This is a genomic window from Kosakonia sp. ML.JS2a, from assembly GCF_025642095.1.
GTDB lineage: Bacteria > Pseudomonadota > Gammaproteobacteria > Enterobacterales > Enterobacteriaceae.
The window spans coordinates 601,966-614,906 of the sequence record NZ_CP106754.1 but is presented as its reverse complement, the minus strand read 5'-3'; the positions used below and the strand labels follow the sequence as shown (position 1 = coordinate 614,906).

The window sequence follows — 12,941 nt, the reverse complement described above, 5'->3', positions numbered from 1 at the left end:
CAAACATGATGGCACAGCTGTAAAGTCTGTCTCCACAGGTCTATCAAGCAGGGATTTTTTTATGACGACGATTCTCAAGCATCTTCCCGCAGGTCAACGTATCGGTATCGCTTTCTCTGGCGGTCTGGACACCAGTGCGGCACTGCTGTGGATGCGCCAAAAAGGCGCGGTTCCTTATGCATATACGGCAAATCTGGGTCAACCGGATGAGGATGACTACGACGCTATCCCGCGTCGTGCGAAAGAATACGGTGCCGAAAATGCTCGCCTGATCGACTGTCGCAAACAGCTGGTCGCAGAAGGTATTGCTGCCATTCAGTGTGGCGCATTCCACAATACCACGGGTGGCCTGACTTATTTCAATACCACACCGCTGGGACGCGCAGTGACAGGTACCATGCTGGTTGCCGCGATGAAAGAAGATGGCGTGAATATCTGGGGTGACGGCAGTACTTATAAAGGAAACGATATCGAACGTTTCTATCGTTATGGTCTGCTGACCAATGCCGAGCTGAAAATTTACAAACCGTGGCTGGATACTGACTTTATTGATGAGCTGGGCGGCCGTCAGGAAATGTCCGAATTCATGACCGCTTCCGGTTTCGACTACAAAATGTCTGCCGAGAAAGCGTATTCAACGGACTCCAACATGCTGGGCGCCACGCACGAAGCGAAAGATCTCGAATTCCTGAATTCCAGCGTGAAAATTGTCAACCCGATCATGGGCGTTAAGTTCTGGGACGAAAACGTCAAAATCCAGGCTGAAGAAGTCACCGTTCGTTTTGAGCGTGGCCACCCGGTTGCGTTGAATGGCAAAACATTCGCTGATGATGTTGAGTTGATGCTGGAAGCAAACCGTATCGGTGGGCGTCACGGCCTGGGTATGAGCGATCAGATTGAAAACCGCATCATTGAAGCAAAAAGCCGCGGCATTTACGAAGCCCCGGGGATGGCGCTGTTACATATCGCCTATGAGCGCCTGTTAACCGGTATCCATAACGAAGATACCATTGAACAGTATCACGCTCATGGTCGCCAACTGGGCCGTTTACTGTATCAGGGTCGCTGGTTTGATCCACAAGCATTGATGCTGCGTGATTCTCTGCAGCGCTGGGTGGCAAGCGCCATTACCGGTGAAGTGACGCTGGAGTTGCGTCGTGGTAATGACTATTCAATCCTGAATACCGTTTCCGACAACCTCACGTATAAAGCAGAACGTCTGACCATGGAAAAAGGTGAATCAGTGTTCTCACCGGACGACCGTATCGGTCAACTGACTATGCGTAATCTTGATATTACCGATACCCGTGAAAAACTGTTTAATTACGTGCAAACGGGTTTACTGTCAGCCAATTCCGGCAACGGTTTGCCGCAGGTTGAGAATCTGGAAAACAGTGATAAGAAATAACCGCGTCTGCTGAGCGAAAGCAGTCTACGGTTTGTTGTCGGTATCTACCGCGAAAAGGGTTCATGTTCATCATGAGCCCTTTTTTATGGTGTTAATCCAAAGGTTAGCCGGGCGATGCTGGCTTTCTCACAGGTGACAAAGGAAATAGCGATACACAAGGAGTGCCGGGCGTGAAATACGGATTTTGAAGTCGTACGTAGCAAGGAAAGAAACAGGACCATGGATGGGCATCATTTACCCGGAATACCGACGAAAAAAAAGACATCTTACGATGTCTTTTTTCTGGAATATTGGTACCGAGGACGGGACTTGAACCCGTAAGCCCAATCGGGCACTACCACCTCAAGGTAGCGTGTCTACCAATTCCACCACCTCGGCACGACTTACTGATTAATGCGGGATATCGCTGGTCGGCTGAGCCGGCGCTGCTGGCTGAGTCTGCTCGGTTTTAGCCGGAGCACTCAGATTTTCCCACTCGCTTCCTTTATTGGTTTTGTTGCTGTTAATGTTGCCCAGCACCAGGCTAATAATAAAGAACAGTGTTGCCAGTACAGCAGTCATACGGGTCATAAAGTTACCCGAACCACTTGAACCGAACAGCGTACCAGACGCGCCAGCGCCAAAGGAGGCTCCCATGTCAGCGCCTTTACCTTGCTGCAGCATAATCAGACCCACAAGAGCCAGCGCTACAATAAGGAAAACAACTAAAAGAGCTTCGTACATAATCAACCTGTTCCTTGCGGGGTTGCCGCAGCCAATGCTTCAAACCAATAATCGTGGGAGGTTTCTTGCTTTCCCACTGAAGCGGGTGTGAATACTAACCAAAGCGAATGACCTTCGCAAGGGCAATTTCAGCGCATTTTATCAAGTGCGGAAAAAAACAGCAAAACTGCGATCTTTGCCTGCTAAAAAGGCAGCAACAGCCGCCTTTTTAAACACTTAACACTCGGTTATACCGCTTTCACCGCATCCGCGATGCGATTTGCCAGCGCCGTCACCTGCGCTTCATCTTCGCCCTCAACCATCACACGAATAAGCGGTTCAGTACCTGACTTACGCAGCAGCACACGACCACGGTTACCGAGCGTCGCTTCGACTTCTGCCGTCACCGCTTTGACCGTGTCATCTTCCAGCGGGTCGCCATTGCCTGCCGTGAAGCGCACATTAACCAGCACCTGCGGGAACATTTTCATGCCGCTGCAAAGATCGTGCAGGGACATATGGTTGCGGACCATCGCGGCAACCACCTGCAGCCCCGCAACGATACCGTCGCCAGTGGTGGTTTTATCAAGCAGTATCACATGTCCGGAGTTTTCCGCCCCAATGCGCCAGCCTTTTTCCTGCATTTTTTCCAGCACATAACGGTCGCCGACTTTCGCACGGGTAAACGGGATGCCCAGTTGCTTCAGTGCTACTTCCAATCCCATATTGCTCATCAGGGTACCGACCGCGCCACCGCGCAACTGACCCTGGCGCAGCCCTTCGCGTGCAATGATATACATGATTTGATCGCCATCGACTTTATTCCCCTGGTGATCAACCATGATGACGCGATCGCCGTCACCATCAAACGCAATCCCCAGATCGGCTTTTTCCGCCAGAACACGCTGCTGTAACGCGGCGACATCGGTCGCACCGCATTTCTCATTAATGTTCACCCCATCCGGCTCGCAGCCCATCGGGATAACTTTTGCACCCAGCTCACGGAATACGCTTGGCGCAATGTGGTAGGTCGCACCGTTGGCGCAATCGACCACAATTTTCAGCTCATTGAGACTCAGCTCATTAGGGAATGTCGCTTTGCAAAACTCAATATAACGACCAGCCGCGTCAACAATACGGCTGGCTTTCCCAAGTTCAGCAGAATCCACACAGGTCAGCTCTTTTTCCATTTCAGCTTCAATGGCTTCTTCAACCGCATCTGGCAGTTTAGTGCCATCGATAGAGAAGAATTTGATGCCATTGTCATAGAAAGGATTGTGAGAGGCGGAAATTACGATCCCAGCTTCGGCACGAAAAGTGCGCGTCAGATAAGCCACCGCTGGCGTCGGCATCGGTCCGGTGAACGAAGCCGAAAGCCCGGCAGCCGCTAAGCCCGCTTCGAGTGCGGACTCCAGCATATAGCCCGATATGCGGGTATCTTTGCCAATAATAATCTTACGCGAGCCATGACGAGCGAGAACTTTGCCTGCGGCCCAGCCCAGCTTCAGAACAAAATCAGGGGTAATCGGTGCGTCGCCAACACGGCCACGAATGCCATCGGTGCCAAAATATTTACGGTTACTCATAACGCTTATTTTCCTTCGCTGACAGTGTGGCTTCCACCACCCGCATAGCCTCTACGGTTTCTTTTACATCGTGAACACGAATAATTTGCGCTCCCTGCATTGCCGCAATCACTGCACAAGCGAGGCTGCCGCTTAAACGTTCGGAAGGACCGACATTCAGCAACTGACCGATCATGGATTTCCGTGACATTCCCACCAGCAGAGGCAGACCAAAATGATGAAATTCGGCCAGCCGGGCAAGCAGCGCATAATTGTGGGAGAGATTCTTACCGAAACCGAATCCTGGGTCGAGCAACAATTTCTCTTTTGCAATACCAGCCTGCTCACAGCGCGCAATATGCTCAACAAAAAAGCGGTTCACATCGGTATAGACATCATCATACTTCGGTGCTTCCTGCATCGTTTTGGGTTGCCCTTGCATGTGCATCAGGCATACAGGCAGACCGGTTTGCGCTGCCGCTTCCAGCGCGCCAGGTTCAGTGAGCGAACGAATGTCGTTGATGATATGCGCCCCCGCCCGTGCCGATTCGCGGATAACCTCCGGCTTGGACGTATCGACAGAAATCCACACTTCAAAGCGCTGTGCAATGGCTTCGACCACTGGAATAACACGCTCCAGTTCCTCTTCCACGCTGACATCCGCAGCGCCAGGGCGCGTAGACTCACCGCCAATATCCACAATTGTCGCGCCTGCATTGATCATCAGATTGGCATGCTTGACGGCCTCAATCAGCGTGTTGTGCGTGCCACCGTCCGAGAACGAGTCCGGTGTGACATTGAGGATGCCCATCACATGAGGATGAGACAGATCGAGTGTGGTGCCCTGGGCATGGAGTTTCATGTCTAAAAATCCCTGATAATCATGTGGTTAAACAGTAAAGAAAAACCCCGGTGCAAGCCCGGGGTTTTAGAAGAAGAACAGGTCATCAACAGCGGATAACTTATTTGTCGCCCAACTGTTCTGACATCGTGTTACCCGGGTTCGGCGTACGTGGTTCATCAACCGGACGCGGCGCACGCGGCGTACCACTGTTGTCAGAATTGTTCGCACCCGGCTCTTCCCAGCCCGCCGGCGGACGTACATCACGACGCGACATCAGGTCATCAATCTGCGGTGCATCGATGGTCTCATATTTCATCAGAGCATCTTTCATTGCGTGCAGGATATCCATGTTGTCATTCAGGAGCTGACGCGCACGATTGTAGTTACGTTCAATCAGCGCTTTCACTTCCTGGTCGATGATACGCGCGGTTTCATCGGACATATGTTTCGCTTTAGCAACGGAACGGCCAAGGAAAACTTCGCCTTCTTCTTCCGCATACAGCAGCGGGCCAAGTTTGTCAGAGAAGCCCCATTGGGTGACCATGTTACGTGCCAGGTTCGTTGCGACTTTAATGTCGTTCGATGCACCGGTAGAAACATGTTCCACACCGTAGATAATCTCTTCCGCCAGACGACCGCCGTAAAGCGTGGAGATCTGACTTTCCAGTTTCTGGCGGCTGGCGCTAATTGCATCGCCTTCCGGCAGGAAGAAAGTGACACCCAGCGCACGACCACGCGGAATGATCGTCACTTTGTGCACCGGATCATGTTCAGGCACCAGGCGACCGATAATCGCATGGCCTGCTTCATGGTAAGCCGTGGATTCTTTCTGCGCTTCCGTCATCACCATGGAGCGGCGTTCCGCACCCATCATGATTTTGTCTTTCGCTTTTTCGAACTCAACCATGGAAACCACGCGTTTGTTACCGCGTGCGGCAAACAGCGCCGCTTCGTTCACCAGGTTAGCCAGATCCGCACCGGAGAAGCCGGGCGTACCACGCGCGATGATTGCCGCATCAATATCCGGAGAAAGCGGAACACGGCGCATATGTACTTTCAGGATCTGTTCGCGACCACGAACGTCCGGCAAACCGACCACAACCTGACGGTCGAAGCGGCCTGGACGCAGTAACGCAGGGTCCAGCACATCCGGACGGTTAGTTGCGGCGATAACGATGATGCCTTCATTACCTTCGAAACCATCCATCTCAACCAGCATCTGGTTCAGCGTCTGTTCACGTTCATCGTGACCACCGCCCAGACCTGCGCCACGCTGACGACCTACGGCATCGATTTCATCGATAAAGATAATGCACGGCGCCGCCTTCTTGGCCTGTTCGAACATGTCACGTACGCGGGATGCACCCACACCCACGAACATTTCAACGAAATCAGAACCGGAAATTGTGAAGAACGGGACTTTCGCTTCACCGGCGATGGCTTTCGCCAGCAGCGTTTTACCGGTCCCCGGCGGTCCTACCATCAGGACGCCTTTCGGGATTTTACCGCCCAGTTTCTGGAAACGGCTCGGCTCACGTAAGTATTCAACCAGTTCGCCAACCTCTTCTTTCGCTTCGTCGCAACCAGCAACATCCGCGAAAGTGGTTTTGATCTGATCTTCCGTAAGCATCCGCGCCTTGCTCTTACCGAACGACATGGCGCCTTTGCCACCGCCGCCCTGCATCTGGCGCATAAAGAAAATCCAGACCCCAATCAACAGCAGCATCGGGAACCAGGAAATGAAGATGTTAGCCAGCAGGCTCGGCTCTTCAGGCGGTTCACCCACAACCTTGACGTTTTTCGTCAGCAGGTTGTCGAGCAGTTTTGGATCGTTGACCGGGATGTAAGTCGTGTAACGGTTACTATCTTTCTTGGTAACGTTGATCTCACGTCCGTTGATACGCGCTTCGCGAACCTGGTCCTGGTTGACCTCTTGCAGGAAGGTAGAATAATCCACCTTACGGCCATTAGACTCGCTGGGCCCAAAGCTCTGGAATACTGACATCAGCACGACGGCAATGACCAGCCAGAGTATTAGGTTTTTCGCCATGTCACTCAAGGGATTAACCTCATATTACAACTGTGTTAAAAACAGCGTCAGGATACAACATATCCCGTTTCTTTCAAACCAAAGGCCGAAATCAACGAGGTATCATTTTCGCCCGGTCGCTACAATGTACACTTCGCGAGAACGCGCACGCGAAGAGTCCGGTTTACGCACTTTCACTTTCGTAAACAGGGAGCGAATTTCCGTCAGGTACTCATCGAAACCTTCGCCCTGAAACACCTTCACTAAAAAACTACCGCCAGGCGCCAATACATCACGGCACATTTCCAGCGCCAGCTCTACCAGGTACATAGAGCGGGGAATATCTACTGCCGGAGTTCCACTCATATTCGGCGCCATGTCTGACATGACAACCTGCACTTTACTGTCACCTACGCGATCCAGTAACGCTTTCAGGACTAATTCATCACGAAAATCGCCCTGAAGGAAGTCCACACCGACGATTGGATCCATCGGTAAAAGATCGCAAGCGATGATGCGACCGGTACCCCCAATTTGGGTGACCGCATACTGCGACCATCCACCGGGCGCCGCACCAAGGTCAACAATCGTCATCCCTGGTTTAAAAAGTTTGTCACTTTGCTGTATTTCATCAAGTTTAAACCAGGCACGGGAACGCAACCCTTTTTTCTGCGCCTGTTGAACATATTTATCGCTAAAGTGTTCCTGAAGCCAGCGACTCGAGCTGGCAGAACGCTTTTTACCTGTCATTTAACTTTCCATCCGGGTTCATCGTCGACATCGATAAATTTCGACGTGCAATTTGGCGATACAGAGGAGATGGCGGTAGAATGAACCGTTTTCAATCCCAACGTAAGCAAAATATACGATGAATCTGAGTACTAAACAAAAACAGCACCTGAAAGGTCTGGCACATCCGCTCAAGCCTGTAGTTATGCTTGGCAATAATGGTTTGACCGAAGGGGTACTGGCCGAGATTGAACAAGCGCTAGAGCACCATGAACTTATCAAGGTGAAGATCGCCTCTGAAGACAGAGAAACTAAGACCTTGATTGTGGAAGCTATCGTTCGCGAAACCGGCGCCTGCAACGTACAGGTCATCGGTAAAACGCTGGTGCTTTATCGCCCAACCGCGGAGCGTAAAATCGCGCTGCCACGCTAAGAATATCCTGAATTGAACACAAGTTCTGTGTAAAACGAGGGGTTTTCCGCCAGCAGAGGTGCAAAATGCCACGCTCCAGGTGTTGTTGAAAGGCCGCAATGCGGCCTTTTTCTTTTCTTTACAATACGTCAACAATTACTGCAAACGCAGCAATTACAGATATTCCACTTTGACGATTTCATATTCGACTTCGCCGCCAGGCGTACGAATCACCACCACATCATCCTGCTCTTTGCCCACCAGACCGCGAGCAATCGGTGAGTTAACGGAGATGAGATTCTGTTTAAAATCAGCTTCATCATCGCCAACAATGCGGTAAGTTTGCTCTTCGTCGTTATCCAGGTTCAGTACCGTGACGGTCGAACCAAAAATCACGCGTCCACTCTTCGGCATCTTCGAAATGTCGATAACCTGCGCATTAGACAATTTCGCTTCGATATCTTTGATACGGCCTTCGCAGAAACCTTGCTGTTCACGCGCCGCATGATATTCCGCGTTCTCTTTCAGGTCGCCATGTTCGCGGGCTTCCGCGATAGCGGCGATAATTTCAGGGCGACGAACGGATTTCAGAAACTCCAGCTCTTCGCGCAATTTTTCAGCACCACGTAAGGTCATCGGAATAGCTTGCATTTGTTATACCTCTTGAACATTCCTGTAAGGAGCAGGTTGACCTGCCCCGGCAGCTCTCTATCCGCCCGATTACAGGCGCATACCGCCGGGCAGAAGCAAAAGAAAACTGACCCGGGGACAAAGCCCCAGGTCAGCAGCAATTTTTCAATTTGATACGTATTTTACCCGGAAGTTCACTATGGGTCATCGTTTACTTTCCGGGTCGATGCGCCGTAGTATGACGGCTTGTTTCCAGGTTCTTAGCGCGAGATTATGCGATTTTCCAGCTTTATCATCGGATTGACCACCAGTATAGCCTTGAATGTTCAGGCCGCGAATGTCGACGAATACATCAATCAGCTCCCGGACGGTGCGAATCTTGCGCTGATGGTGCAAAAAGTGGGGGCTCAGACGCCAGAGATTGATTATCACGGTAAACAGATGGCGCTGCCGGCAAGTACGCAAAAAGTGATCACCGCGCTGGCGGCCCTGCTGCAACTCGGGCCGGATTTTCGCTTTACCACCACGCTGGAAAGCAAGGGTTCCGTCGATAATGGCGTGTTAAAAGGCGACTTAATTGCACGATTTGGCGGCGATCCCACGCTAAAACGCCAGGATCTTCGCAATATGGTGGCAGCGCTAAAAAAGTCAGGCGTGCAGAAAATCGACGGTAATGTCTTTATCGATACGTCCATTTTCGCCAGCCATGATAAAGCGCCCGGCTGGCCATGGAATGATATGACGCAATGCTTCAGCGCTCCGCCCGCTGCGGCAATTATCGATCGTAACTGCTTTTCGATTTCGCTGTACAGCGCTCAGAAGCCTGGCGATTTGGCCTATATTCGCGTGGCCTCATACTACCCGGTGAACATGTTCAGCCAGGTGCGAACGCTGGCGAGAGGTTCGTCGGATGCCCAATATTGCGAACTGGATGTGGTGCCAGGCGATCTTAACCGCTTCACGTTAACCGGCTGTCTGCCGCAGAGAGCCGATCCGTTACCACTGGCTTTCGCTATTCAGGATGGCGCCAGCTATGCCGGGGCGATCCTCAAAGATGAACTGAAAGAAGCCGGGATTACATACACCGGTACCCTACTGCGCCAAACGCAGGAAAATCAACCCGGCACGATCGTTGCCAGTAAGCAATCCGCGCCGCTGCACGATCTGCTGAAGATCATGCTAAAAAAATCGGACAATATGATTGCTGATACCGTGTTCCGGATGATCGGCCATGCGCGCTTTGGTGTGCCAGGCACATGGCGTGCCGGATCCGATGCGGTACGGCAGATCCTGCGCCAGCAAGCTGGCGTTGACCTTGGCAACACGATCATTGCCGATGGCTCAGGCCTGTCGCGTCACAACCTGCTGGCGCCAGCCACCATGATGCAGGTGCTTCAATACATTGCGCAGCATGATACGGAACTCAACTTTATCTCGATGCTGCCGCTGGCGGGCTACGACGGCTCTCTGCAGTATCGTGCGGGTTTACACCAGGCAGGCGTGGATGGCAAAGTCTCGGCAAAAACAGGCTCGCTGCAAGGTGTTTATAATCTGGCGGGCTTTATCACCACTGCCAGCGGTCAGCGGATGGCTTTTGTACAGTATCTGTCCAGTTATGCGGTTGAACCGGCGGATCAACGCAATCGACGGATCCCGCTGGTGCGCTTTGAGAGTCGGCTCTATAAAGATATTTATCAGAACAACTAATAAAAATGCCGGGCAGCATGCTGACCCGGCATTTTTGTTGGCGACAATATCCCCGGCGCGCCGGGGAAGTCACAGGAATTAACGTTTATAGATAAATTCGACGCCTTCTTCGTCGTCTTCATCCCAGTCGTCATCCCACTCTTCGTCGTCTTCTTCTGCTTCCGCTTCTTCGAGCTGCTGGCGATGATAATCATCCCACATGAACTCGACTTTCTCAGGCTGTTTCTCTTCTTCTGCGTGCGTCAGCGGGTTTTCAATGATAAATGTCATCACATCCCAGCAGAGATCTTTAACCCCTTGCTGGCTGGCTGCTGAGATCAGGTAGTACTTATCTTCCCAGCCCAGAGCCTGCGCGATGGCTTTGGCTTTCTCTTCCGCCGCCGCTTTATCCATCAGGTCAATTTTGTTGAATACCAGCCAACGTGGTTTATCGGCCAGTTTTTCGCTGTATTTTTCCAGCTCGCCAACAATGATTCGCGCATTCTCAACCGGATCGGAACCGTCAACAGGCTCGATATCGATCAGATGCAACAACACGCGGCAGCGTTCCAGATGTTTCAGGAAGCGAATACCAAGGCCTGCGCCATCAGCAGCCCCTTCAATCAGCCCAGGGATATCGGCAACCACAAAGCTTTTTTCGTTGTCCATACGTACAACGCCAAGGCTTGGCACCAGAGTGGTAAACGGATAATCCGCCACTTTCGGTTTTGCCGCAGAGACTGCGCGGATAAAGGTAGATTTCCCGGCGTTCGGCATCCCGAGCATACCGACATCAGCCAGCAGCATCAGTTCCAGTTGCAAATCCCGCTTGTCACCCGGCGTACCCATGGTTTTCTGACGCGGGGTACGGTTTACCGAAGATTTGAAACGGGTATTGCCCAGACCGTGCCAGCCACCTTTTGCCACCATCAGACGCTGACCGTGTTTGGTCATATCGCCCATGGTTTCGCCGGTGCCCTGATCGATCACACGCGTACCAATCGGCACTTTAACGGTGATGTCTTTGCCCCGTTTCCCCGTGCAGTCACGGCTCTGACCATTCTGACCACGCTCAGCACGGAACGATTTTTCAAAGCGATAGTCGATCAGGGTATTCAGGTTTTCGTCGGCCTCCAGCCAGACGTCGCCGCCATCGCCGCCATCACCGCCGTCAGGACCGCCTTTCGGGATATATTTCTCGCGGCGGAAGCTTACACAGCCATTACCGCCATCGCCCGCTACGACCAGAATCGTAGCTTCATCAACAAACTTCATTTTACTCTCCGTAACTCATTCGCCTGAGCGGGGCACAGTGGCGACCACTTCACGATTGCGCCAGCGTCCTAAAAGACGATGGCCAATAGCGGAAAACATCGCGCCCGCAACCACGACAAACGCACCGAGATAACCGATCAGGTTTAACATCGGTCTGGCGAAAACATCGGGCCAGGCCATTGATAACAAATCCGAAAACAACAACGTAAATAGCGGCGTCAGCGTAATCAACGCGCTAACCTGCGCCGCCTGCCAGCGCGCCATAGCCTACCAGCGTATTCAGTCCACAAAAAATCAGACAGGCCAGTTGCCAATCGCTCAACTGCAACAGCACTCCCGGCTTCGCCAACGGCAACAATGCAATCGTACATAAAGTGTACAGCAAAAAAAGGATCTGCTGGGATGCCAGGCGGCGCAATAATACTTTTTGCGCCACGCCATAACTGACCCATACCGTCGCGGCACCGACACCGAAAATAACGCCCCAGGTGTAGTCCGTCAGCCGGGTAAAAATCTCCACCAGACTGGTATTAAAAAACATAACCAGACCACAAATAAGCATCAGGGCGCCAACCACCTGGGTACCGCGCATCTTCTCTTTAAGAATAAAGACGCTGGCAACCATCATCCCCACAGGAGAGAGTTGGCCAATCACCTGCGACGCCGTAGGGCTAACATATTGCAGGGACGAACTGAACAGAATGAAGTTCCCGAACAGTCCCCCCGTGGCAATGGCGAGCAAGATTAACCAGCGCGGCTTGCGAAAAATACGCATTGGCGGAAGTTTTCTTTTGCAAGCAAGAATAAGACCGAGGCCAACTCCCGCCATCAAAAAGCGATAAAACACCACTGTCGGTGGTTCCATCACTTCCAGCACCTGCTTCATCGCAATAGGTAACGCCCCCCAGCACATGGCCGTCGTGAGCGCCAGGACAATACCAATGCCAGCCTGCTGTTTCATGCCCCTGTTCCCTGCCAGAATTTTGCCGGACTTCTAATGTAAAAAGCCCCGCAACGTGTTGCGGGGCTTTCTTCCGTTACCGGGACTCGAAAAACTTATTCAGCAACGATGCTGATGAATTTACGATTTTTCGGGCCTTTAACTTCGAACTTAACTTTACCGTCAGTCAAAGCGAACAGAGTGTGGTCACGACCGCAACCAACGTTGGTGCCGGCGTGGAATTTGGTGCCACGCTGACGAACGATGATGCTACCTGCCAGAACTGCTTCACCGCCAAAGCGTTTAACACCCAGACGTTTAGCTTCTGAATCGCGACCGTTACGAGTTGAGCCGCCAGCCTTTTTATGTGCCATTTAAATCTCTCCTCAGGTCTTAGGCGCTGATGCCAGTGATTTTCACATCAGTGAACCACTGACGGTGACCTTGCTGCTTACGGTAGTGTTTACGACGACGAAACTTAACGATTTTAACTTTCTCGCCACGACCATGAGCAACAATTTCAGCTTTGATTACGCCGCCATCAACGAAAGGAACGCCGATTTTGACTTCTTCACCGTTTGCGATCATCAGAACTTCTGCGAACTCAACAGTTTCGCCAGTTGCGATGTCCAGCTTTTCCAAGCGAACGGTCTGACCTTCGCTTACTCGGTGTTGTTTACCACCACTTTGGAAAACCGCGTACATATAAAACTCCGCTTCC

Annotated in this window: 12 protein-coding genes, 1 tRNA gene and 1 pseudogene; 3 read left to right on the top strand and 11 right to left on the bottom strand. The window is 51.9% G+C overall.

Annotated features, from left to right (window positions below; all coding sequences use genetic code 11):
• Window positions 1-61 precede the first annotated feature (61 nt).
• The gene (argG, locus tag N7922_RS02935) at window positions 62-1,408 is read left to right on the top strand and encodes an argininosuccinate synthase (protein WP_061493020.1); all 1,347 of its coding nucleotides are present in this window, start codon (window positions 62-64) and stop codon (window positions 1,406-1,408) included.
• Window positions 1,409-1,699: 291 nt separating this feature from the next.
• Here the strand turns inward: argG and N7922_RS02930 are convergent.
• The 6 genes from N7922_RS02930 to rlmE form a co-directional block, all read right to left on the bottom strand.
• Window positions 1,700-1,786 (bottom strand) — tRNA-Leu (locus N7922_RS02930).
• A 12-nt stretch (window positions 1,787-1,798) separates the two neighbouring features.
• Complete coding sequence (secG, locus tag N7922_RS02925; protein ID WP_263099160.1) at window positions 1,799-2,131, bottom strand: preprotein translocase subunit SecG; 333 nt, start codon at window positions 2,129-2,131, stop codon at window positions 1,799-1,801.
• Between the two features lie 227 nt (window positions 2,132-2,358).
• Window positions 2,359-3,696, bottom strand: a complete 1,338-nt coding sequence (glmM, locus tag N7922_RS02920; protein WP_263099159.1) for a phosphoglucosamine mutase — start codon at window positions 3,694-3,696, stop codon at window positions 2,359-2,361.
• Window positions 3,689-4,537, bottom strand: coding sequence for a dihydropteroate synthase (folP, locus tag N7922_RS02915; protein ID WP_061493016.1), 849 nt, complete (start codon window positions 4,535-4,537; stop codon window positions 3,689-3,691). The genes glmM and folP overlap by 8 nt, the downstream gene beginning before the upstream one ends.
• 100 nt (window positions 4,538-4,637) lie before the next feature.
• Window positions 4,638-6,569 carry an ATP-dependent zinc metalloprotease FtsH gene (gene ftsH / locus N7922_RS02910; protein ID WP_263099158.1) on the bottom strand — a complete coding sequence of 644 codons (1,932 nt, stop codon included), beginning with the start codon at window positions 6,567-6,569 and terminating at the stop codon, window positions 4,638-4,640.
• A gap of 102 nt (window positions 6,570-6,671) precedes the next feature.
• A complete protein-coding gene (rlmE, locus tag N7922_RS02905; RefSeq protein ID WP_263099157.1) occupies window positions 6,672-7,298 on the bottom strand; it encodes a 23S rRNA (uridine(2552)-2'-O)-methyltransferase RlmE in 627 nt (208 codons plus the stop codon).
• A gap of 118 nt (window positions 7,299-7,416) precedes the next feature.
• Here rlmE and yhbY point away from each other — a divergent pair, with 118 nt between their 5' ends.
• The gene (gene yhbY / locus N7922_RS02900; protein WP_061493013.1) at window positions 7,417-7,710 is read left to right on the top strand and encodes a ribosome assembly RNA-binding protein YhbY; all 294 of its coding nucleotides are present in this window, start codon (window positions 7,417-7,419) and stop codon (window positions 7,708-7,710) included.
• 153 nt (window positions 7,711-7,863) lie between these two features.
• On the opposite strand, the gene greA is transcribed toward yhbY, so the two are convergent.
• Window positions 7,864-8,340 (bottom strand): transcription elongation factor GreA, encoded by a 477-nt coding sequence (gene greA / locus N7922_RS02895; protein ID WP_061493012.1) that lies wholly within the window; start codon window positions 8,338-8,340, stop codon window positions 7,864-7,866.
• A 252-nt stretch (window positions 8,341-8,592) separates the two neighbouring features.
• On the opposite strand from greA, the gene dacB reads away from it, so the two are divergent.
• A complete protein-coding gene (gene dacB, locus N7922_RS02890; RefSeq protein ID WP_263099156.1) occupies window positions 8,593-10,026 on the top strand; it encodes a serine-type D-Ala-D-Ala carboxypeptidase in 1,434 nt (477 codons plus the stop codon).
• A gap of 78 nt (window positions 10,027-10,104) precedes the next feature.
• Here the strand turns inward: dacB and cgtA are convergent, their stop codons facing one another.
• The 4 genes and pseudogenes from cgtA to rplU all read right to left on the bottom strand — a co-directional run bounded on the left by cgtA (window position 10,105) and on the right by rplU (window position 12,925).
• On the bottom strand, window positions 10,105-11,280 hold the full coding sequence (gene cgtA, locus N7922_RS02885; protein ID WP_263099155.1) for an Obg family GTPase CgtA: 1,176 nt from the start codon (window positions 11,278-11,280) through the stop codon (window positions 10,105-10,107).
• Window positions 11,281-11,295: 15 nt separating this feature from the next.
• A pseudogene (locus tag N7922_RS02880) lies at window positions 11,296-12,241 on the bottom strand (DMT family transporter).
• A gap of 95 nt (window positions 12,242-12,336) precedes the next feature.
• Window positions 12,337-12,594, bottom strand: a complete 258-nt coding sequence (gene rpmA, locus N7922_RS02875) for a 50S ribosomal protein L27 (RefSeq protein ID WP_002434222.1) — start codon at window positions 12,592-12,594, stop codon at window positions 12,337-12,339.
• A 19-nt stretch (window positions 12,595-12,613) separates the two neighbouring features.
• Window positions 12,614-12,925 carry a 50S ribosomal protein L21 gene (gene rplU / locus N7922_RS02870; RefSeq protein ID WP_061493008.1) on the bottom strand — a complete coding sequence of 104 codons (312 nt, stop codon included), beginning with the start codon at window positions 12,923-12,925 and terminating at the stop codon, window positions 12,614-12,616.
• Between the last annotated feature and the right edge of the window lie 16 nt (window positions 12,926-12,941).

Excerpts from the sequence above, each read along its gene's own strand:
- argG (WP_061493020.1), top strand. The coding sequence starts at position 62 with ATGACGACGATTCTCAAGCATCTTCCCGCAGGTCAACGTATCGGTATC.
- secG (WP_263099160.1), bottom strand. The coding sequence starts at position 2,131 with ATGTACGAAGCTCTTTTAGTTGTTTTCCTTATTGTAGCGCTGGCTCTT.
- glmM (WP_263099159.1), bottom strand. The coding sequence starts at position 3,696 with ATGAGTAACCGTAAATATTTTGGCACCGATGGCATTCGTGGCCGTGTT.
- folP (WP_061493016.1), bottom strand. The coding sequence starts at position 4,537 with ATGAAACTCCATGCCCAGGGCACCACACTCGATCTGTCTCATCCTCAT.
- ftsH (WP_263099158.1), bottom strand. The coding sequence starts at position 6,569 with ATGGCGAAAAACCTAATACTCTGGCTGGTCATTGCCGTCGTGCTGATG.
- rlmE (WP_263099157.1), bottom strand. The coding sequence starts at position 7,298 with ATGACAGGTAAAAAGCGTTCTGCCAGCTCGAGTCGCTGGCTTCAGGAA.
- yhbY (WP_061493013.1), top strand. The coding sequence starts at position 7,417 with ATGAATCTGAGTACTAAACAAAAACAGCACCTGAAAGGTCTGGCACAT.
- greA (WP_061493012.1), bottom strand. The coding sequence starts at position 8,340 with ATGCAAGCTATTCCGATGACCTTACGTGGTGCTGAAAAATTGCGCGAA.
- dacB (WP_263099156.1), top strand. The coding sequence starts at position 8,593 with ATGCGATTTTCCAGCTTTATCATCGGATTGACCACCAGTATAGCCTTG.
- cgtA (WP_263099155.1), bottom strand. The coding sequence starts at position 11,280 with ATGAAGTTTGTTGATGAAGCTACGATTCTGGTCGTAGCGGGCGATGGC.
- rpmA (WP_002434222.1), bottom strand. The coding sequence starts at position 12,594 with ATGGCACATAAAAAGGCTGGCGGCTCAACTCGTAACGGTCGCGATTCA.
- rplU (WP_061493008.1), bottom strand. The coding sequence starts at position 12,925 with ATGTACGCGGTTTTCCAAAGTGGTGGTAAACAACACCGAGTAAGCGAA.